At 58.6% G+C, this 20,076-nt stretch carries 18 protein-coding genes; 7 read left to right on the top strand and 11 right to left on the bottom strand.

Translation table 11 applies throughout. From position 1 onward, the window contains the following. Positions 1-543, bottom strand: a complete 543-nt coding sequence (locus RBH71_RS11890; protein ID WP_038495316.1) for an NUDIX hydrolase — start codon at positions 541-543, stop codon at positions 1-3. Between the two features lie 113 nt (positions 544-656). Between RBH71_RS11890 and RBH71_RS11885 the strand changes: the two genes are divergently transcribed. The 3 genes from RBH71_RS11885 to RBH71_RS11875 all read left to right on the top strand — a co-directional run bounded on the left by RBH71_RS11885 (position 657) and on the right by RBH71_RS11875 (position 3,194). Further along, on the top strand, positions 657-1,301 hold the full coding sequence (locus RBH71_RS11885; protein ID WP_111803157.1) for a DUF47 family protein: 645 nt from the start codon (positions 657-659) through the stop codon (positions 1,299-1,301). Beyond that, positions 1,301-2,305 (top strand): inorganic phosphate transporter, encoded by a 1,005-nt coding sequence (locus tag RBH71_RS11880; protein ID WP_004431194.1) that lies wholly within the window; start codon positions 1,301-1,303, stop codon positions 2,303-2,305. Before RBH71_RS11885 ends, RBH71_RS11880 begins: the two co-directional genes overlap by 1 nt. Positions 2,306-2,402: 97 nt before the next feature. Then, positions 2,403-3,194: a Ku protein gene (locus tag RBH71_RS11875; protein WP_113138426.1), complete on the top strand. Its 792-nt coding sequence runs from the start codon at positions 2,403-2,405 to the stop codon at positions 3,192-3,194. Positions 3,195-3,197: 3 nt separating this feature from the next. Here RBH71_RS11875 and ligD read toward each other — a convergent pair whose 3' ends face one another. From ligD to RBH71_RS11830, 9 genes are all read right to left on the bottom strand, one after another. After that, positions 3,198-5,690, bottom strand: a complete 2,493-nt coding sequence (gene ligD / locus RBH71_RS11870) for a DNA ligase D (RefSeq protein WP_112236111.1) — start codon at positions 5,688-5,690, stop codon at positions 3,198-3,200. A 3-nt stretch (positions 5,691-5,693) separates the two neighbouring features. Then, positions 5,694-6,524 carry a Ku protein gene (locus tag RBH71_RS11865; protein WP_111803160.1) on the bottom strand — a complete coding sequence of 277 codons (831 nt, stop codon included), beginning with the start codon at positions 6,522-6,524 and terminating at the stop codon, positions 5,694-5,696. Then, the gene (locus RBH71_RS11860) at positions 6,521-6,805 is read right to left on the bottom strand and encodes a hypothetical protein (protein ID WP_111803161.1); all 285 of its coding nucleotides are present in this window, start codon (positions 6,803-6,805) and stop codon (positions 6,521-6,523) included. Before RBH71_RS11860 ends, RBH71_RS11865 begins: the two co-directional genes overlap by 4 nt. A gap of 19 nt (positions 6,806-6,824) precedes the next feature. Then, positions 6,825-7,718: an SDR family oxidoreductase gene (locus RBH71_RS11855; RefSeq protein ID WP_038495923.1), complete on the bottom strand. Its 894-nt coding sequence runs from the start codon at positions 7,716-7,718 to the stop codon at positions 6,825-6,827. Between the two features lie 207 nt (positions 7,719-7,925). Beyond that, positions 7,926-10,265: an EAL domain-containing protein gene (locus tag RBH71_RS11850; protein WP_065660282.1), complete on the bottom strand. Its 2,340-nt coding sequence runs from the start codon at positions 10,263-10,265 to the stop codon at positions 7,926-7,928. Between the two features lie 185 nt (positions 10,266-10,450). Beyond that, on the bottom strand, positions 10,451-11,554 hold the full coding sequence (locus RBH71_RS11845; protein WP_112161253.1) for a hypothetical protein: 1,104 nt from the start codon (positions 11,552-11,554) through the stop codon (positions 10,451-10,453). Between the two features lie 245 nt (positions 11,555-11,799). Next, positions 11,800-13,338 carry an ABC transporter substrate-binding protein gene (locus tag RBH71_RS11840; RefSeq protein ID WP_370953851.1) on the bottom strand — a complete coding sequence of 513 codons (1,539 nt, stop codon included), beginning with the start codon at positions 13,336-13,338 and terminating at the stop codon, positions 11,800-11,802. Positions 13,339-13,454: 116 nt separating this feature from the next. Continuing rightward, the gene (locus RBH71_RS11835) at positions 13,455-14,435 is read right to left on the bottom strand and encodes a mannonate dehydratase (protein WP_013761138.1); all 981 of its coding nucleotides are present in this window, start codon (positions 14,433-14,435) and stop codon (positions 13,455-13,457) included. Positions 14,436-14,502: 67 nt separating this feature from the next. Beyond that, positions 14,503-15,216 carry a FadR/GntR family transcriptional regulator gene (locus tag RBH71_RS11830; protein WP_004431172.1) on the bottom strand — a complete coding sequence of 238 codons (714 nt, stop codon included), beginning with the start codon at positions 15,214-15,216 and terminating at the stop codon, positions 14,503-14,505. Positions 15,217-15,421: 205 nt separating this feature from the next. On the opposite strand from RBH71_RS11830, the gene RBH71_RS11825 reads away from it, so the two are divergent. Genes RBH71_RS11825 through RBH71_RS11810 form a run of 4 tightly spaced genes read left to right on the top strand, consistent with a single transcriptional unit; the run spans position 15,422 to position 18,912 of the window. Continuing rightward, complete coding sequence (locus tag RBH71_RS11825; RefSeq protein ID WP_004431168.1) at positions 15,422-16,450, top strand: ABC transporter permease; 1,029 nt, start codon at positions 15,422-15,424, stop codon at positions 16,448-16,450. Continuing rightward, positions 16,447-17,346, top strand: a complete 900-nt coding sequence (locus RBH71_RS11820; protein ID WP_013761140.1) for an ABC transporter permease — start codon at positions 16,447-16,449, stop codon at positions 17,344-17,346. Before RBH71_RS11825 ends, RBH71_RS11820 begins: the two co-directional genes overlap by 4 nt. Next, on the top strand, positions 17,333-18,178 hold the full coding sequence (locus tag RBH71_RS11815) for an ABC transporter ATP-binding protein (protein WP_013761141.1): 846 nt from the start codon (positions 17,333-17,335) through the stop codon (positions 18,176-18,178). The genes RBH71_RS11820 and RBH71_RS11815 overlap by 14 nt, the downstream gene beginning before the upstream one ends. Further along, on the top strand, positions 18,175-18,912 hold the full coding sequence (locus RBH71_RS11810; RefSeq protein WP_111800783.1) for an ABC transporter ATP-binding protein: 738 nt from the start codon (positions 18,175-18,177) through the stop codon (positions 18,910-18,912). The genes RBH71_RS11815 and RBH71_RS11810 overlap by 4 nt, the downstream gene beginning before the upstream one ends. A gap of 108 nt (positions 18,913-19,020) precedes the next feature. Here RBH71_RS11810 and RBH71_RS11805 read toward each other — a convergent pair whose 3' ends face one another. Continuing rightward, positions 19,021-20,073: a sn-glycerol-3-phosphate ABC transporter ATP-binding protein UgpC gene (locus RBH71_RS11805; RefSeq protein ID WP_323687305.1), complete on the bottom strand. Its 1,053-nt coding sequence runs from the start codon at positions 20,071-20,073 to the stop codon at positions 19,021-19,023. Between the last annotated feature and the right edge of the window lie 3 nt (positions 20,074-20,076).

Genomic DNA, 20,076 nt, shown 5'->3' with positions numbered 1-20,076 from the left:
TCAGGACTTTTCCTCGGTCAGGCGTTTCCTCTTCCCCCTCGGGCGGAAGTCGACCAGAAGCGATTTCAGTTCGATTTCCCGGACGCGCCTTGCTGCCTCGTCCGGGCGAACCCATTCCAGAAGGCGTTCGCCGCGCTCCTTGAAACTCGTTTCCTCCCCGGTGATCTCGATCTGGAAGACATCGACAACGCAGGGAACGACATCGCCGTTGTCGAGCATCTTGAGATAGGTGTAGCGGCCAACGGCGTCCTTCCTCACGCGGCCACGAACGCCCGCTTCCTCCCACGCCTCGATCGCGGCAGCCTCATGCGGCTTCTTGCGTTTCATCGGCCAGCCGCGCGGAATGATCCAGCGTGCGCTGGTGCGGGAGGTGACGACGAGGATTTCGATCTCTTCGCCGCTTCCGGTATAACGGAAGCATAAGGCGGCATATTGCTGCCGGAAAGAGCCGGTGAACAGCTTTTCAGGAACAGCAGCAAGTTGCTGGAGCAATGTCAGGGAACGCGCCGGACGGGCTTTCCGGCTTTTCTTCGTGGATTTCATATCCGTTGATACTGCCGATTTTCCGGGTTGCATCAATGCCCCGCGTGCATTTATGACAGTTTTATGACAATCACCCCCCACAACTAATAAAGCGCCATTGAGGGCCAATTCGCATGATGAGCATTTTTCGCAAGCTGATGCCGCGCGAGGACCGTTTCTTCGAAATGTTTAGCAAACATTCGGAAACGGTCGTCAAAGCCGCCGCAGCTCTGGACCAACTTCTCAGCGGCGTCGACGTCGAGAAAAACTGCGACCTTATCGTCGCCCTCGAAGACCAGGCGGATGATATTACCCGCGACGTTCTGCTTGCGGTGCGCCGCAGCTTCATAACGCCATTTGATCGTGGCGATATCAAGGACCTCATCCAGTCCATGGATGACGCCATCGACATGATGCACAAGACCGTCAAGACGATCCGGCTGTTCGAGCAAACCGAATTCGACCCGCTGATGCGCGAGATGGGCCACGAGATCGTACGTGCGGCAAGCCTCGTCGCCGAAGCCATCCCGCTTCTGGAAAAGGTCGGCACCAATGCCCAGCGCCTGTCGGTGATTGCCGAAGAGGTCACCCGCGTTGAAGGGCGCTCCGACGAGCTTCATGACCAGGGCCTGAAGGACCTCTTCCGGCGCCATGGTGCGACCGGCAATGCCATGGCCTATATGATCGGCAGCGAGATCTACAGCGAACTCGAAAAGGTCGTTGACCGCTTCGAGGACGTGGCGAACGAGATCAGCGGCATCGTTATCGAGAACGTCTGATGGATGTCGCGCTTGCACTGCCACTGCTTGTCGGCCTTATCGCCATCGCGCTGTTCTTCGATTTTCTGAACGGTCTCCACGACGCCGCAAATTCCATCGCCACCATCGTTTCCACCCGTGTATTGCGCCCGCAATATGCGGTGGCATGGGCGGCCTTCTTCAATTTCATCGCCTTCCTGTTCTTCGGCCTGCATGTGGCCGAAACGCTCGGCACCGGCATCATCGATCCGGCCATCGTCTCCCCGCAGGTCATCTTCGCGGCATTGATGGGCGCCATCGTCTGGAATATCGTCACCTGGATTTTCGGCATTCCCTCCAGCTCGTCACATGCCTTGATCGGCGGTCTCGTCGGTGCGGGCTTTGCGAAGGTCGGTTTCAATTCCATCGTCTGGTCGGGTCTTCTGAAAACCGTGGGCGCGATCTTCATGTCGCCGGCCATCGGCTTTTTCCTGGCACTGCTGCTGGTGCTTGCCGTCTCCTGGCTGTTCGTGCGCCAGACGCCCTTCGCCGTGGATCGTACCTTCCGCATCATGCAGTTCATTTCCGCCTCACTCTATTCGCTCGGCCACGGCGGCAATGACGCACAGAAGACCATGGGCATCATCGCTGTGCTGCTGTTCAGCCAGGGCCATCTTGGAGAGAGCTTCTACGTGCCGTTCTGGGTGGTGATCTCGTGCCAGTCGGCCATGGCGCTCGGCACACTGTTCGGCGGCTGGCGCATCGTGCACACCATGGGGTCGAAAATCACCAGGCTGAACCCGATGCAGGGGTTCTGCGCCGAAACCGGCGGTGCGCTGACACTTTTCGGCGCGACGTGGCTCGGCATTCCGGTGTCCACCACCCATACGATCACCGGCGCCATCATCGGCGTCGGTGCCGCACGTCGCGTCTCGGCGGTGCGTTGGGGCCTTGCGGGCAATATCGTCATTGCCTGGGTCGTGACCATGCCGGCCGCTGCCCTGATATCCGCATCTGTCTATGGTCTTACATCGTTGTTCGGCTGAGACAGAGACCCGCCCTCTCTGCCAAAGCTCCCGGAACAAAAGCCACCCTGTGGTTGTTGATCCGGGAGACAACAGGCGACAAGGCGGATCGCGGATCATGGCACGGCAGGTTTTCTGGAAGGGCTATCTGAAGCTGTCGCTGGTGACGGCCGCAGTTTCGCTGACGCCTGCCACAACAGAAAGCAACAAATACCGCTTCCACGTTCTCAACCGCAAAACCGGCAATCGCGTCGAAAGCCGCTATGTCGACAGCGTTACCCACAAGCCGGTGGCCGCAAAAAACCAGGTAAAGGGGTTTCCCCGCGCCGAAGACGATTATGTGTTGCTGGAGGATGTCGAGATCGATGCGGTCGCGCTCGAAAGCACCCGCACCATCGACATCCAGACCTTCGTGCCCACAGGCTCTATCGACTGGATATGGTACGACCGGCCGCACTTCCTGCGACCGGAAGACAAGATCGGCACGGAAGCCTTCAGCGTGATACGGGAAGCCATGCGGGCAAACGGCGTTGTCGGCATTGCGCGGCTTGTTCTCTATCGCCGCGAAAGAGCGGTTCTCCTGGAACCGTCAGGCAAGGGCATCATTCTGTGGACCCTGCACTATGGCGAGGAAGTGCGCGAAAGCATCGACGCGCTGGATCCGAAGATGAAATTCGAAAAGCCGCTGCTGGACGCGATGGAAAAACGCATCGGCAAACAGATGACGGGATGGAAACCGGCGCTGGTGCAGGATCCGATCCAGAAAAAGATCAGCGCTTTGCTAAAAACCAAGAGCAAGACCGTCTCTTCCCCGGAAAAGAAGACCGGCACGAAAACCCGGACCGGCGGCAATGTCATCAACATCATGGATGCCTTGAAGAAAAGCCTTGCCTCGGACAAGAAAGGCTGACGCTCATCGGGCCTTTTTCGGCAGGGGTCGCGCGGCAGCGAAAAAGCCGTCCCATGGATCCTTCTTCAGGGCAGAAAGGCGCGCGCCGATATTGCTGACCGTGAAGTGTGCCGGACCTATCTCATCTGAGAGTTCCGCCCATTCGATTGGCGCTGAAATGGCGGCTCCCGGTCGGGCACGTGTCGAATAGGGCGCAACAGCCGTATTGCCCCTGCCATTACGCAGATAGTCGAGGAAGATGCGGCCCTGGCGTTTCGCTTTGGTTGCCACCGCAAGATATTTCTCCGGCTCCGCCTTGGCCATGTCATCCGCCATGGTCTTTGCAAAGGCCTTCAAGGCCGGCCATCCCGCTTCCGGTTTCAAAGGTGCCACGACATGCAACCCCTTGCCGCCGGAGGTTTTCACGAAAGCGGCCAGACCGGCATCTTCGAAACGCCGCTTCAGTTCCAGTGCCGCGCCGATTACCTCCTGCCATGACACGTCCTCGCCGGGGTCTATATCCATGGTGATCATGTCAGGCTTTTCCCAGTTCGCGGTTGTCGCCCCCCATGGGTGAATTTCAAGCGCAGCGGACTGGACCAGGGCCATCATGCCATCGAAATCCGTAATCCTGATCAGTGGTTCCCCGCCCTTGTCCTTCGGATCCTTGATCTGTTCTATCGCCTTGTTCACACCGCGCCAGGCGTGTTTCTGGAAGAAACGCTGCCCATCGATCCCCTCAGGACAACGCAGCAGCGCCAGAGGCCGGTTGACGACAAAGGGGGCCATATAGCGCCAGACCTGGGTGTAATAATCGGCAAGCCCTTCCTTGGTCACGCCATTGTCCGGCCAATAAAGTCGTTCCGGATGGGTGAACTTGATCTTTGACTGCGGCGTCCCTTGTTCCGACACGGCTTTATCCTCGCGTTCGATTTCGCCCGCCGGCTTGTCTTCCCGCAAGCCGCGGAATGATGCATGGCGCAGATTGCCATCTCCGGACCAGGCACGAAACTCCACTTCTGCAACCAGTTCCGGCTTGACGAAATGCAGGTCGCGGCGCGCAAGTGCCGTGAGCTTTTCGCCGAAAGGGCTGTCATCGATGCCCAGCGGCTTCAGGCGGCCAAGCAGCATTTCGGCAATGTCAGCGGTATAGCCGGTGCCGACGCGGCCGACATGACGCAGCTTGCCTTCCTCATAAACGCCGAGCGCCAGCGAGCCGATGGCATGGTCCGACGCGGAGGAAAGCGTATAGCCGCCGATGACGAATTCCTGCCGCATCGAGCACTTGGATTTCACCCAGTTACCCTTGCGGCCAGAGACGTATTTGCTGTCCTTGACCTTGGAGATAACGCCCTCGAGGCTGAGGCGGCAGGCATGATCGAGAACAAGCCCGCCGCTTTCCTCGAAATGTTCGCTGTAGCGAAGATGCGGGTTGCTGGCGGGCAGCAGCTTTTCCAGTAGCGCCTTGCGGTCCGTCAGCGCCGCCCCGCGCAAATCCGTGCCATCCAGATACAGGAGATCGAAGGCATAAAAAACGAAGCGGTCGCTGCGCCCTTCGCTCAAGTCCTTTTGCAAGGCAGAGAAATCCGAGGCGCCGCTGTCCCGTTCCACCACGATTTCACCGTCGATCATCAGTGTTTCTGCCGGCAGCGACTTGAGCGCTCCCGACACGGCATCGCCGAACTTTTCGGTCCAGTCCAGTCCGCTACGGGTCAGAAGCTGGAGTTTGCCGTGGTCGATACGGACCTGCAGGCGATAGCCGTCGAACTTGATCTCATGCAGCCAGCGGGAGCCTTCCGGTGGCTTAGGTTTCAGCGTCGCAAGTGCCGGCGGCACAAAGGATGGCAGCGCCTGTTTGCGGGCACCTTTCGGAAGGGCATGCGCCTGTTTTTGGCCCGAGGAGGAACTAACGGTCTTTTTCGATACGGGCTTCGAATTCCAGGTGTCTTTCGGCTTGGCGGCAACTTCTTCAACACTTCGGCCAGTCTTCACGGATTCCGGCCGCTCCTCCAGAATATCGGCGCCGCCATCATGCCTTGCCTCTTCGTCGTCGCCCTTGATCAGCAGCCAGTTTTCACGGCTTTCACCGGGTTTTCCATGCATACGTACAAGATGCCAGCGGCCTTTAAGCTTTTCGCCCTCCAGTTCAAATTCGAGATGGCCTTTGCGGTAGCCTTTCTTCGCGTCGCCAATCGGGCGCCAGACACCACGATCCCAAAGAATGACGGTGCCGCCGCCATATTGACCTTTCGGGATTACGCCTTCGAAGTCGCCGTAGCTTAGAGGGTGGTCCTCGACGTGGACCGCAAGGCGCTTGTCCTCCGGGTCAAGGCTCGGCCCGCGGGTTACCGCCCAGCTTTTAAGGACGCCGTCCATCTCCAGCCGGAAATCGTAATGCAGCCGGCGGGCATCGTGCTTCTGTATGACGAAACTCGATCCCTGCGTATCGACCTTGTCGCCCTTCGGCTCCGGCGTCTTGTCGAAACTGCGCTTGGCGTTATAGCTCTGCAAACCCATGGATCAGCTCGCTTTCCGGGAGGATTTGCGCCCCGCACCAGCGGTAGATTTTCCGCTTTCGCCGTCACCGGCGCTGCGTCGCAAAGCCTCCTTCAGGTCGATGATGTTATCTTGCTTGCGCGGCGGCTGTTTGCTGATTTCCCTGCCCTCGATCTTCGCCTTCACCAGTTCCGCCAGCGCATCATTGTAACGATCGGTATATTCCGCCGGATCGAATGTGCCTGCCCGTTTCCCGATGATGTGACGGGCGAGTTCAAGCATCTCTTCATCGAACTGAATATCGGGAATGGACTTGAAAACGGTGGTTTGCGAGCGAACCTCGTAGCCGAAATTCAAAGTCGTCGCCACGAGCGCCTTGCCGCTTGGACGGATCAACAGCACGCGGTTTCGGCGAAAGAGTACCGCTTCGCCAAGTGCCGAGACCTTCTCGTCGTCCATGGCTTTTGCCAGCAGCGTCAAAGCCTCTTCGCCACCCTCCTGTGTCGGCGCCAGATAATAGGATTTATCGAAATAGAGCTTGTCGATCTCGTCGTGGCTCAGAAAATGCCTGATGCGGATGACCTTGTCGTTTTCCGGCATCAGCGTTGCGATCTCATCTCCCTCGATGACGATATGGTCGCCATTGTCGAGTTCATATCCCTTAACCTGATCCTCGCGGTCGACAGCGTCGCCCGTATCGCTATCGACATATTGCCTTTCGACGCGATGGCCGGTCTTTCGGTTGACGATGTTGAAGGAGATCTTTTCCGATGAAGTGAGCGCGGAATAGAGACCGATTTCACAGTTGAAATCGCCGAATGTCAGATGACCCTTCCAGCTCGCTCTCCGGTTCATGATCGCCGCCCATTGTCGTCTTGAGAGGATTGACCTCTGCCCCAGTCCGCAGCAAGGATGCGCTCGATAGCGGGAACGTCCACATCGGCCAGCACCGGAACAGGGTCGGATGCCATCGCCTCCAGCACCTCTGGCGAAAGCCCGCCATTGCGGATGACCCATTCCATGGCTTCGCGCGTTTGCCGCTCGGCCTTCAGTTGCGCATAAAGGGCCAGTATCAGCCGGTCGCGGACATCGAAGGGCTTCACATCTCTGTCTGGACGTTCTGTCTGTCGTTTCATGTCAAGTCCTCAAAGCCGATCAGGCAATGCCCCGGCCTCCGGTCACACCATAGACCTCGCCGTTGATGAAGCTGCCATCCTGCGAAGCCAGCAGCACGTAGACCGGTGCCAGTTCCACAGGCTGGCCTGGACGGCCAAAATCGCTGTCCTTACCGAAATTCCTGACCTTTTCGTCCGGCTGCCCGCCGCTTGGCTGCAAAACCGTCCAGAAGGGACCAGGCGCGACGACATTTGCCCGCACGCCTTTTTCGATAAGCTGTTTGGCGAGCGCTTTCGTATAGGCAACGATGCCGGCTTTCGTAGTGGCATAATCAAGAAGAATGGGAGACGGCTCATAGGCCTGTATAGATGCGGTGGTAATCACCGACGATCCGGGCTCAAGATAAGGAACGGCGGCCTGCGCAATCCAGTGCAGCGCGTAGAGATTGGTCTTCATCGTGCGGTCGAAATCTTCAGTCGACAGCTCGGCGATACCCTCGCGATATTGTTGTCTTGCGGCATTGATCACCAGAATATCGAGGCCGTTGAGATCACCTACCGCTTTTTCAACCAGTTCGCGGCACCATGCCTCGTCGGTAATATCTCCGGGTAAGGCGACCGCCACGCGGCCTTCCGCTTCGATAAGTGCTACCACCTCTTCGGCGTCCGATTCTTCCTCCGGCAGATAGGATATCGCGATATCTGCACCCTCTCGCGCAAAGGCGATTGCCACGGCGCGACCGATGCCGGAATCACCGCCGGTTATAAGCGCCTTGCGCCCGGCAAGCTTGCCGCTCCCGCGATAGGTCTTTTCACCATGATCAGGGAAAGGCATCATGTTCGTGACCAGCCCCGGCATTTCCTGAGTCGGCGTTGAAAAGGGCGGGCGCGGATACTGGTTGCGCGGGTCCTGCGGCTCAAGGCGGTCTGTCATTGGTTTCTCCCAGAGATAGAATTCCATCCTTGGTGCGTCTCATGACCAGCGAATTCATCATCGGAAGGTCAGGGCTGTCGTATGCCGCCGGCTGCGGCGGTGGCGACACGGACGCACCACACACAATCCTAACGATCTGCGTTCGCTCTCGTTCCATCGGCGTAGGAGAATGGAATTACGACGGCATCACGCCGCCGCACTCCTCTTTCAGACGGAATGTTTCTTCCGCTTGCCAGTGCTTGCCGCCGCGGCAGGAGCCACATCCGGCCTGCCGAAGAGATAACCCTGCGCCTGCGCGCAACCTTCATCGACAACCATGCGATATTGCGCGTCGGTTTCGATACCCTCCGCCGTCACTGGCAGATCGAGGCTGCGACCGAGGCCGATCACCGCGCGCACGATGGCGCGGGCATTATCATCCTCGCTCATGGCGGCGATGAAGCTGCGGTCGATCTTGATCTTGTCGAAGGGGAAGCTCTGCAAGTTGCTGAGCGAGGAATAACCGGTCCCGAAATCATCCATGACGATGGCCACACCCAGCGCCTTCAACTGGTTGAGGATGATCAGCGTCGCCTTGCGGTCCTTCAGCAACGCGGCTTCGGTGATCTCGAGTTCCAGCCGGTTCGGCGAAAGGCCGGACTGCATGAGAACCGTGCAGACGACATGGCCGAGATTTGCGAGCGAAAACTGCAATGGTGAAACATTGACAGCGATTTTCAGGTGCGGCGCCCAGGTGCTCGCCTGGCGGCAGGCCTCGCGCAGCACCCATTCGCCGAGCGAGATGATGATCCCGCTTTCCTCTGCAATCGGAATGAAGACATCCGGAGGTACGACACCCCTTGTCGGATGCTGCCAACGTACCAGCGCCTCATAACCGACGACCTGACCACATTCGACGGAAAGGACAGGTTGATAGTTCAACACCAATTCGTTGCGGTTGATGGCGAGCCGCAGATCAGTTTCGAGCTGGCGGCGCTCGCGGGCCTCCTGATCCATCAGGGGATCATAAAAGGACAATATTCCGCGCCCACCCATCTTGGCGCGGTAAAGCGCCAGATCAGCGGCGTGCAAGATGCTTTCGTTGCTGTTCCCGTCCCGCGGAAAGACGGCGATGCCGATGCTGACGCCGACAGCGGTCGGGTCGTTGGCCGCATTCATTTTCAACCCGAACATGGCAAGGATTGTCTCCGCAAGCAGACGTGCCTCCTCCGATTTGGTATGCCGGGCAGTCAGGATAACGAATTCATCGCCGCCGAGACGGGCGACGATATCTCCCGGCCTTGCGCATTCATCGAGGATGGTCGCAACTTTTTTCAGCACCCGGTCGCCCTCGGCATGGCCGAAAATGTCGTTGACCGCCTTGAACCGGTCGAGATCGAGCGCCAGCAAGGCAAACTCATCCTCCGCGTCGCAATGTTCGATCTGCTGGTGCAGCCGCGTCTGGAACATGGTGCGGTTCGAAAGGCCGGTCAGCACATCGTGGCGGGCCAGATATTCGATCTCCCTTTGCGCCTCCCGCTTTTCCGTCAGGTCGCGGATCGCCAGCACTTCGCAAGGATGGCCGCGATACTCGATGGTGCGCACGGCAAGCTCGAACACCTGCGGCCGGTCGCTGCGTTCGCGGATTGCCTCAACCGGCGCGAGGCGCGGCAGATAGGTGGGCTGTCCGTCCATGGCCTTGAAGAGATCATCTGGATTTTTACCCATCAGCGATGCCTCATCGCTGCCGACAAGCCCGGCAAAACGGGTATTCAGCTCAACAATGCGGCCATCACGGACCACGGCAAGACCATCCAGCGTCGCATCCACAAGCCCCTTGAGATCGACAAGGTAACGGTCAACGAGAGCGGCGGTGGCAGTGGCTGCGAGGACCAGGAAAGTCACGCCCGAAACGGCAGCAATCATGATTACTCTGGCCAGATTGTCGGGATCCGGGCCAGCGACGGACGGATCCGGCGACAGGATCGTGGCCGACATGGCGGTGAAATGCAAAGCGCAGATTGCCAAGATCGAACATCCGGCCGGAATGACGATGCGTTTCCATGCGGCGGAACGAAGGAACAGGAAAAAGGCCAGCAGAAAAAATACCCAGGCAACAGCAAAGCCACCAAAAACGGGGCCCCAGCGATAGCTGATCGTGGCGGCCACATCCATGCCCGCCATGCCGACGAAATGCATGACGGCAACCGAAAGGGTAACCAGCGTTCCAACGATAACGGGACTGTAGCTCGATTTCGAGCGCGCCCTGAGCGCCAGCCAGAACCCCAGAACGGCCAGAACCGCCGACAGAGCCGTGAACTGGAAATCAAAGCCGATCGGGACTGAACCCTTATAAGCAAGCATGGCCACGAAATGCGTGGCCCAGACGCTGAGCCCCGCTGCAAAGGCGGCAACCAGCACCCAGTAAGGCTTGCGGCCAGCCGGGCTTTCTTCCGCACGCAACAACAAATGGAAAAAAGCATGCATGCCAAGCAGGCAAATAACCGCTGCAAGCAGCACGATCGCATGATCGTGTTGTACCGCAACGCATTCCAGAACCGTGAACATGATGCACTCTCCCAGCCTCGAGAACCGCCCACGATCGCACTATGGAGTTGGTTTATTTATAAATCTCTAATGCAACTTTGGATAATTGATCGATCTCATCGACAAAGAGCCAGGGGACGCCAGGCCGACGCGCCAGCCCATAAAGCTCTTGCGACCGGCCCAACAAACGCCAAGAGAAAAAGCCTTTATTTCCAGCTTCGAAAATCGTTCCCGGCACAACCGAAAGGTGCCGGACCATCAGCAAAACGCTCCTGCAGACGCGCGCAGCCCCACTCGTTGAGCGCCGCGGGCATCATGTTGTTGAGGTCCATGCCCGGAGAGTTGAATTGCGAAGGCGCGCTGGTGACGTACCACAGCCAGTACCCCAAGGTTGCAACGACGATAAAGGCGACAATTGCAACGAACGTTGCCAGCCGTCGCGCAAGGCTCGGGGCTTTTGTCACCGCCGCGCCGGGGGCGGATACGCCCTCCTGACCACGGTTCGCAAGCGCCGGTTCGAGCGAAGCAAGTGCTTCCGCTCTTTCCTGTTCCGATAGGTCAATTCGCTCTAGCTGATCGTCAAGCAGAACAGGCAGCGGGGTTTCACCGTGCCAGACCGCCAGTGCGACATCGTGTTTGCCGGTGTGGCCGATGACGACCGGGATTCGCCCTCTCTCCAGGTAGGTAAAGGATTGCCTCTTCGTCTTCCCTTCCCTGACCGTATCGGCATAGGTCACGAAGAGACGGCTGCGTTTTTCGGCGACCGCCGTCAGCGCCACCGGAATAACAGTCAATGGCGCCGGGTGCCGCAGACGCAGACGAGCCCGCAAGGTGCGGATAAGTGTAAGCAGCAGTGCGAAACAGCCGAAACCGAGCAGGGCAACGAACACGCCCAGGGTTATGATCCGGTTCCAGAGCATATCGAGGCCAAGTGAAATCGTTGCAAGTTCTGGATTCTTCGCCGAAATGACCAGACCGGTTTCATAGTCGCCGGAATGGAAATCGACGAACATGACCTCGACATCCTTCTTGTAGCTCACACCGCCATGCTCGTAGGAAAGCTCAGCTTCGCAATTCGTGAAGATCGCCTTGCGGGTCTTGCAACTGCCGTTGATGTCGCCGCTTTCGATCTCCAGCGGGTCGCGGCTGATCTGATAGTCGCGCAACACACCCGGGCCTTCGGCCACGAGCAGGACGACTGTAATCACCAGCAGCACGGGGATGGAGAAATAATAGGCCGCCGGTACCGAAATGACACCGCGCTTCAAACTGAGCGGCCTTGCGGGAAGTTTTATTTGTGGGAAGCTCATGGTGCCAACGCATTTAGTGGAATGTGAGCGAGCGGGGTTTGGGAATCCCGCTCTGGGAAAGGGTCGATCGCTGCACGGTCTAACCCGCTAGAGCCATCGCGAAAACCCCAAGAATTCAAGGATGCGGGCGTAATAGTTCGCACGGCGGCCCTGTCTTAATTGGCCAGCAAGCGGTCGGGGGACCCACAAAAAAACGGGCGGTAAAGTCACCGCCCGTCACATGTTTTCCGTCTAGTGGTTTGCAGTCACTGCTTCGTCACGTTTTCCAGTCGTGTCGTCTGACTGGGGTGACCGACATAATCCTTGACGCGCGACGTCAAAACGATCGGCTCGTATCTCTCGAAGAGAGGCAGAACCGCTGGCTTCTGCGCGACGAACATTTCCTGCATCTGGGTGTAGATTTCCCCACGTTTCTTGGCATCGGGCTCAAGGGAAGCCTTTGCGGTCAGAGCCGTCAGTTCCGGAATGTCCCAGGCAGAGCGCCAGACGAAATTGCCGGCATTGTTGGCAGCAAGCGAGTTGTCGGGGTTACTGGAGAACTGCTCCATCGAGCCTAGGACGTTGGGCATATAGGCGCCCGTCTGCGGAATGAGCAGATCGAAGTCTCGCGCACGGTGAGCGGCAATCACATCCGAACCGTTACCCTGCTGAATGTTCACCTTGATACCGACCTGGCTGAGCGATGCCTGGATGGCCGTAGCAAGATCGATACGCGGCGTTTGGGCAATTGTCTTCAGATTAAGCGTGAAGCCATTCTCATAACCGGCTTCCTTCAGAAGAGATTTCGCTTTCTCGACATCAAGCTTCCAGTCGGGGCTTGGAATGGCATATTCGAAATTCTCCGGAACCGGCACCGTGCGCGCCCTGCCATAGGGTCCCATGATGGTCTTTTCCATTCCCTTGTAGTCGATGCCGTAAGCAATTGCTTCGCGAACCTTGGGGTTGGAAAGAGGCTCCTTGCCCGCATTCATGGACAGGACGTAGAAACCACCCGTCGGCACGCGCTGGATCTGAAAACCTTCCTTGTTGTTGAAGGTCGCAAGGTCGGATGCCGTCAGCGCGCTGGCAATGTCGATGTCGCCTCGCTCCAGCATCAGGCGCTCCACCTGACTTTCCGGTACATGCCGGACGATCACGCGACGCATTTTCGGGCTGCCAGCCACATAGTCCTTGTTGGCCTCAAGAATGATGATTTCGTTCGGCGACCAGCGATTGAGGGTGAAGGGTCCTGAACCGGCGGAATTTGTTCTCAGCCACGCATTGCCCCAGTCGCCGTCAACTTCATGGGACTTGAGCTCCTTGCTGTCGACAACGCTGGCAATGACCATCGCCAGACGATAGAGCAGCAGTTCGGATGTCGTTTGCCCCGACAGTTCGATGCGGACGGTCTTTTCGTCCGGGGCGCTCACCAGCTTGTCGACATTTTCCGCGTTGTAACCAACGCGCTTGAGGTTGGCGGCCGCCGCCTGATTCATCTTCAAAAGGCGGCTGAACGAATAAACCACATCTGCGGAGGTAACGGGATTACCCGACGCAAAGTTGGCGGCGCGAAGATGAAACGTGATGCCCTTGTCATCTGTCTCCCAGCGCTCTGCCAGCTGCGGCGAAACCTTTCCCGAGCCATCGACCGAGATCAGCCGATCGTAAAGATTGGCCATGATTTCGTTGGCTTTCGCTTCGGTAGCCTGATGGGGGTCTAGCGACAGCACCTGGGCAAGCGACGTCCCGACGACGAGCTGGTCGTTGGGGGTCTTGGCCGCCACCGGCGACGCCTGCACCAGCATGGCGCCCAGAACGGTGGTGAATGCGAGACGGATCATTGATTTTTTCATACCTGCTCCTCCTACAGATCGGTAATTGCAAGCCGGCAGCGCCACATGCGCCAACCGGCCTGAAACAGTCAAAGATGGTTGTTGTTGAGCGCCTCGATGAGCGCGGCGATGTAGCCGTAGCAAAACGCAAAGGCGACACCGACGGGATCGCGGCCCGCAATCGTCGGCACATGATCGGGCATGATCATGTAGCGATAGCCGAGTTCATGGTAGAGCTTCAGCGAACGGACCATGTCCATGTCACCCTCGTCGGGAAACGTTTCCATGAACGACAGCTTGCCGCCGCTGATGTTGCGGAAATGGACATTGAATATCTTGTCGCGGCTGCCAAACCAGCGGATGATCTCGTCGATCTCCTCGCGCGGATTGTCGAGCATCTCGCCGATCGATCCCTGGCAGAAATTCAGGCCATGATAGGGGCTTTCCCGCATCTGCACGAATTTCTTCAGGCCCTCGACCGTGCCGAGCACCCGGGTGACACCCTTGTAGCCGGGCGGGGTGTAGGGGTCATGCGGATGGCAGGCGAGCCGGACCTTGTTGCTTTCGGCAACCGGCACCACGCGTTCGAGGAAATAGTCGATGCGTTCCCAGTTTTCGTCCTCGGATAGAACACCGGCAAGGCCCGGAGCCGCGTCATGGTCAGCCTTGTCCCATCGCCAGGCTTCATTGAGCGAACCACCGCGCCCACGCTCCATTTCAGTGCGCGGGATGCCGATGAGATTGAGGTTGTACTTCGCCGCCGGGATGCCGGCCCTGGCGATATCCTCAATCATTCTGCAGACGGCATCGATCTGCCGGTCGCGTTCTGGCCCGGCAAGCAGGATATCGGGAAACGATGCCTGTTCGATCGGCCTTGATGGCAACGGCAATTGCACCATGTCGAGCACGAGGCCAAAGCTCTCGACCTTGTCACGGTGGCGCTCAAAATCCTCAAAGGTCCAGCTTGCGGGTGCACCAGGCGGATCTGCGTTGATATTCTTGACGCCAAGCTGCGCCCAAACCTTGAAATCCTCGTCATCGCGCGCTGTCACCTGGGTGCCGACATACATCGATTCTCTCCTCACTCCATGCTAGTCATCATATGACATCGCACGAAATAAGATGAGTGTCGAGATGCTATTGCGCCTCGGAAAGCAACCTGTATCGACGCTGGCTCGCAAGCATATGATCGCGCATGGCTTTCCGCGCGGCATCCGGATCCTGCTCTACGATGGCGCGCAGGATTGCCTCATGCTCGGCCTGCACTTTGCGCAGATAATCCGCGTCGCCCGTCTCCGGCAGGGTTGGAAACTGACCGCGCGGTATCGAGCGTGACCCGAACTGGCGCAGTGCCTCGAGATAGAACCGGTTGTTGGTCGCTATCGCAATGGCCGTGTGAAACTCGTAATCGGCACTGACGGTGCTTTCGCCCGCATCGATGGCCCGGCCCATTTTCCGATGGGCTGCGGAAATCGCCGCTTCTTGCTGGGCTGTGCGGCGATAGGCGGCAATTGCCGCTGCTTCGCCTTCGGTTGCGAGCCGAAACTCAAGCATTTCCAGCGTTTCTGCAATTGTGCCAACTTCGGATTGCGTCAGCTTCACACCCGCCCACTCGCTGACATTGCTGACGAACACGCCCTTGCCATGGATGGGAATGACATAGCCGGAAGAGCGCAGATCCGCGATCGCCTCGCGAACCACCGTGCGGCTCACGCCGTAGGTGCGCTCAAGCTGCGGTTCCGTGGGAAGCTGATCGCCGTTCTTCAGTTTTCCACTGCGAATTTCTGCACTGAGATTATCGATGATCTGTTGTGCCCGCCGCTCCCGCGGCTTTTCCCTATCGCCCATCATGCCACTCTTCCCTCTTGCAGAAAACGAATCCCTTCGTTACTCATATGATGACGTGGCGTTACGTCATATGTTTTCATGTTAGCTCAGGGAGGAGTTGGGATGAAGTACCATCAAAAGTTTTTGCAGGGTAGAATTGCTCGTCTGCGGCGAGCCGGTCAAAAAGTGGCATCGCTGACAGCGTTTTCTCGTGGAAGTGCGATTTGCGATGACTGAAATTTCATTGCGCGGGCTTGGACATCGCTTCCTGCAACTTGTCGTCAGCCTCTTCATCCTGCTCTGCATCACCTTCATCATTGGCCGGGTGATGCCGACCGATCCGGTCGGGGCAATCGTCGGTGAGCTTGCAGATCCCAAGGCCTATGAAGCCATGCGGGCTCGGCTTGGGCTTGATCTCCCTCTTTACCAGCAGTTTTTCATCTATCTCCGCGGCCTGCTGCACGGCGATTTCGGTATAGCTATTCTGACCGGAAACCCGGTAACGCGGGACCTGGCGCAAGCCTTCCCGGCGACGCTTGAGCTTGCAACGCTGGCCATCATCATCTCCACCGTCATCGGCGTCCCGCTCGGTCTCGCCGCGGCCCTGTTTCGCGACACGTTCATCGACAAGTTCGCACGTGTCTTTGCGCTGGTGGGGCATTCGATACCCGTATTCTGGTTCGGTATCGTCGGGCTCGTGATTTTTTATGCGAATCTCAACCTTGTCGCCGGGCCCGGCCGCGTGGACGTCTTTTACGAAGGCCTCGTGGAGCCGAGAACAGGGCTGATGCTGGTCGACACTCTTCTCGCAGGTGAGACAGAGATTTTCTGGAACGCGCTCGCGCATATCATGCTGCCGGCGATTATCCTTGCCTATATGGCAATGGCCTACATTACCCGCATGACCCGCGCCTTCACCCTCGAACAGCTTAGCCAGGATTACGTGATTGCGGCGCGTGCGAAAGGCGTCAGCCCGGCGCGCACCGTAACCCGCCATGTACTGCCGAATATCGCGGTGCAGCTGATCACCGTTCTCGCCATCTCCTATGGCAACCTGCTGGAAGGCGCCGTTGTGACCGAAATCGTCTTTTCCTGGCCCGGCATCGGACAATACATGACGAATGCACTGCTTATCGGTGACATGAATGCGATCCTCGCAGCCACGATCGTCATCGGCTTCATCTTCATGATGCTCAACTTCCTCGCAGACGTGGCCTACACCACGCTTGACCCGCGGACACGGGAGGTCGCTCGATGACCGATATAACTCAGAACACTCCCGTGCGGAGCCGCAGCGCATTGTCTCGGATATCCACAACGACGGCGCGGACGCTGCGGAAGCTTGGCGACGAGCCGCTTGGAATGTTCGGCTTTGCCATTCTCGCCATTCTGGTCGTGGTCGCCATTTTCGCTCCCCTGATTGCGCCATATGATCCGGTGCGCCAGGTGCTAGACAATGCGCTCCAGCCTCCCAGCTGGGCGCATCTGGCGGGAACCGACGAATTTGGCCGAGACATTTTCAGCCGCCTCGTCTATGGCACCCGCATCACGATCCAGACCGTCTTGTCGGTCTCGGTCATCGTCGGCCCTATCGGCCTTGCAATCGGTGTCATGGCCGGTTTCTTCGGCGGCAGAACCGACGCCATTCTGATGCGCGCGACCGATATTGTCCTTTCCTTCCCTTCGCTCGTTCTGGCACTTGCCTTTGCTGCTGCAATGGGAGCCGGTCTCGGCACCGCAATCATCGCGATCTCGCTGACCGCCTGGCCGCCCATCGCGCGTCTGGCGCGGGCCGAAGCGCTGGTCGTGCGCAACACCGACTATGTTGCGGCCGCACGCCTCTACGGGGCCTCGCCGATGCGCATCCTGTTTCTTTATATCGCGCCGATGTGCATTCCTTCGGTCATCGTCAGACTGACATTGAATATGGCCGGTATCATCCTGACGGCCGCCTCGCTTGGCTTCCTCGGTCTTGGCGCTCAGCCGCCGCTTCCTGAATGGGGGGCGATGATTTCCAGCGGCCGTAAATTCATGCTCGATTACTGGTGGGTCGCCGTCATGCCCGGCATCGCGATCCTTTTGACGAGCCTTGCCTTCAACATCGCTGGCGATACGCTGCGCGACCTACTGGATCCGCGTCATGCCCGTTCCTGATAGCTCTCCCATTCTTTCGGTCCGCGATCTTAACGTTCGCTTTGGCCGCAACGCCATCCCCGCCGTCTCCAATGTCAACTTCGACGTCGGACGCGAGCGTGTCGGTATCGTCGGCGAATCCGGGTCCGGAAAGTCCACGACCGGTCGTGCCGCCATGCGCCTTCTGCCCAAGAGCGCCACGGTGACGGCAGAACGGATGGATTTCCTCTCCGAACCCCTGCTTGAAAAATCCGAGCGCCAGATGGGTGCGATCCGCGGCAGCGAGATGGCGCTCATCATGCAGGACCCGCGTTATTCCCTCAATCCGGTCCTGCCGATCGGAAAGCAGGTGGCGGAAGCGGCCGAGCTGCATCTGGCCCTCAAGGGCAACGCCGCCAGAAATGCCGCGCGCGACATGCTGCTGCGCGTGCGCATAAACGATCCTGACCGCGTGATGGGGCTTTATCCCCACCAGATTTCAGGTGGCATGGGACAGCGCGTGATGATCGCCATGATGCTGCTTGCCAAACCAAAGCTGGTCATCGCCGACGAACCGACCTCAGCACTCGATGTTAGCGTCCGCAAGGATGTCCTTCTGCTTCTGGACGAGATGGTGCGCGAAAACAATTCGGGCCTCATCCTCATCAGTCACGATATCCGCATGGTCGCGGCCTTTTGCGAACGCGTGCTGGTCATGTATGGCGGACGCGTCGTGGAGACGCTTTCCAAGCTCGAAGATGCGCAACACCCCTATACACGGGGCCTGATCGCGGCCATGCCCGATCCCCGCAATCCGGTCCGGCGCCTCAAGGTGCTGGATCGCCAGGCAATCGATGCAGAGGTGATGCGATGATCACGGTAGACAAGCTGGATGTCGTCTACGGCACGAAGGAAACCCGCAATCACGTCGTGCGCGACGTCAGCTTTCGGGTCAACCGAGGCGAGACACTCGGCATCGTTGGCGAAAGCGGTTGCGGCAAGTCGACATTGCTGCGATCGCTTGCCGGCCTTGAATCCGGCTGGACCGGATCGATCTCTTTCGAAGGAAAGCCTGTAGGCAAAGTCCGTAGCCGCGACGAGCTGAAGCTGGCGCAGATGGTGTTCCAGGACCCCTATGGTTCCCTGCACCCACGCCACCGCATCGGCCGGGCTCTTGCCGAACCGATCCGCTCCATGGGGCTTGGTGACGGCTGGTCGAAGGTTCCGGCCGCGCTGCAGCAGGTTGGCCTGCCCGCGCATTTTGCCGAGCGCTTCCCGCACGAACTGTCCGGAGGCCAGCGTCAGCGTGTGGCGATCGCCCGCGCGCTTATCCTCGAGCCGCCGATCCTGCTTCTCGACGAGCCGACATCCGCTCTCGACGTCTCCATTCAGGCGGAAATCCTGAACCTGCTGGCCGATCAGCGCGACGAGCAGAACCTCACCTTCGTTCTCGTCAGCCACGACCTGTCGGTTATAGCCCATATGTGCGACCGCGTTCTGGTCATGCAGAATGGTGTTTTTGTCGATGAGTTGACCAAGGCCGATCTTGAAGCGGGCATCACCCACGCGGCGTATTCAGGCGAGCTCTTCGAGAGCAGCTTTCTTTGAAAGCCGTCATGGGGTGAGCCATGGGAACAGCTGGACTGCGAGGTTTTCCCTGGCAGTCCAGTAGTCGATCAGGCCGTCGGGCCGCGCAAGAGGCAGATGGCCCCGTGATCAGTTCAGCCGTGCTCCGTCTTCACTCGAAAACAGATGGACGCAGTTAAGTGTCGGCGAGACCATGATGCTGTCGCCGACTGCCTGCCCTATGCGTTCCCGAAAGACGCCGAGTACCTTGGTATCGCCGAGTTTCATGGTGACCTGCGTTTCCGATCCTAATGGTTCAACCAGCATTATCTCGGCAGGCACGCCGCCGGCATCAAGCAGGAAGTGTTCTGGGCGGATGCCGTAAACGGCCTGTTTGCCGGCAAAGCCGGCCGCGGAAACTGGCAAGGGCAACACGATACCTGCGGTTTCAAAACCTCTTTCAGTTATCGCGCCGGTCAGGAAGTTCATCGATGGCGAACCGATGAAGCCCGCAACGAACTGATTTGCCGGGCGGTCGTAAAGTTCGAGCGGCGTGCCGATCTGCTCGACCCTGCCGCCATTGAGAACCACGACCCTGTCGGCCATCGTCATCGCCTCGACCTGGTCGTGCGTCACATAGATCGTGGTGGTCTTCAGCTTCTGGTGCAGCGCCTTGATCTCGCCGCGCATGACGACGCGCAACTTCGCATCAAGGTTTGACAGGGGCTCATCGAACAGGAACACCTGTGGATTGCGAACAATGGCGCGGCCCATCGCGACACGCTGGCGCTGGCCGCCGGAGAGCTGGCGCGGATAACGGTCGAGCAGCTGCGCAAGGCCAAGAATATCCGCTGCCCAGTTCACCTTTTCAGAAATTTCCTGCTTGCTCGAGCCGCGGTGCTCCAGCGAAAAGCCCATATTGCTGGCCACCGTCATATGCGGATATAGGGCATAAGACTGGAACACCATGGCAATATCGCGGTCCTTGGGATCGAGATTGTTGACGACCCGTTCGCCGATCCTGAGCTCTCCGCCGGTAATCGTTTCGAGACCGGCTATCATCCGCAACAGGGTCGACTTGCCGCAGCCGGAAGGCCCGACAAGCACAACAAACTCGCCGTCCTTAATGGCGAGATCGATGCCGTGAATGGTTTTCACCGCGCCATAGCTTTTGCGGATGTCGGAGAGAGTAACGTGAGCCATCAA

The sequence above is a fragment of the Rhizobium sp. AN68 genome (assembly GCF_030758035.1).
Lineage (GTDB): Bacteria > Pseudomonadota > Alphaproteobacteria > Rhizobiales > Rhizobiaceae > Agrobacterium > Agrobacterium tumefaciens.
This window is presented reverse-complemented; position numbering and strand designations above follow the sequence as displayed.

Coding starts and splice junctions, on each gene's coding strand:
- RBH71_RS11880 (WP_004431194.1), top strand. CDS start 1,301: ATGGATGTCGCGCTTGCACTGCCACTGCTTGTCGGCCTTATCGCCATC.
- RBH71_RS11845 (WP_112161253.1), bottom strand. CDS start 11,554: ATGAGCTTCCCACAAATAAAACTTCCCGCAAGGCCGCTCAGTTTGAAG.
- RBH71_RS11885 (WP_111803157.1), top strand. CDS start 657: ATGATGAGCATTTTTCGCAAGCTGATGCCGCGCGAGGACCGTTTCTTC.
- RBH71_RS11825 (WP_004431168.1), top strand. CDS start 15,422: ATGACTGAAATTTCATTGCGCGGGCTTGGACATCGCTTCCTGCAACTT.
- RBH71_RS11805 (WP_323687305.1), bottom strand. CDS start 20,073: ATGGCTCACGTTACTCTCTCCGACATCCGCAAAAGCTATGGCGCGGTG.
- RBH71_RS11820 (WP_013761140.1), top strand. CDS start 16,447: ATGACCGATATAACTCAGAACACTCCCGTGCGGAGCCGCAGCGCATTG.
- RBH71_RS11875 (WP_113138426.1), top strand. CDS start 2,403: ATGGCACGGCAGGTTTTCTGGAAGGGCTATCTGAAGCTGTCGCTGGTG.
- RBH71_RS11865 (WP_111803160.1), bottom strand. CDS start 6,524: ATGAACCGGAGAGCGAGCTGGAAGGGTCATCTGACATTCGGCGATTTC.
- RBH71_RS11855 (WP_038495923.1), bottom strand. CDS start 7,718: ATGACAGACCGCCTTGAGCCGCAGGACCCGCGCAACCAGTATCCGCGC.
- RBH71_RS11860 (WP_111803161.1), bottom strand. CDS start 6,805: ATGAAACGACAGACAGAACGTCCAGACAGAGATGTGAAGCCCTTCGAT.
- RBH71_RS11890 (WP_038495316.1), bottom strand. CDS start 543: ATGAAATCCACGAAGAAAAGCCGGAAAGCCCGTCCGGCGCGTTCCCTG.
- RBH71_RS11840 (WP_370953851.1), bottom strand. CDS start 13,338: ATGCTGGTGCAGGCGTCGCCGGTGGCGGCCAAGACCCCCAACGACCAG.
- RBH71_RS11830 (WP_004431172.1), bottom strand. CDS start 15,216: ATGATGGGCGATAGGGAAAAGCCGCGGGAGCGGCGGGCACAACAGATC.
- RBH71_RS11810 (WP_111800783.1), top strand. CDS start 18,175: ATGATCACGGTAGACAAGCTGGATGTCGTCTACGGCACGAAGGAAACC.
- ligD (WP_112236111.1), bottom strand. CDS start 5,690: ATGGGTTTGCAGAGCTATAACGCCAAGCGCAGTTTCGACAAGACGCCG.
- RBH71_RS11815 (WP_013761141.1), top strand. CDS start 17,333: ATGCCCGTTCCTGATAGCTCTCCCATTCTTTCGGTCCGCGATCTTAAC.
- RBH71_RS11835 (WP_013761138.1), bottom strand. CDS start 14,435: ATGTATGTCGGCACCCAGGTGACAGCGCGCGATGACGAGGATTTCAAG.
- RBH71_RS11850 (WP_065660282.1), bottom strand. CDS start 10,265: ATGTTCACGGTTCTGGAATGCGTTGCGGTACAACACGATCATGCGATC.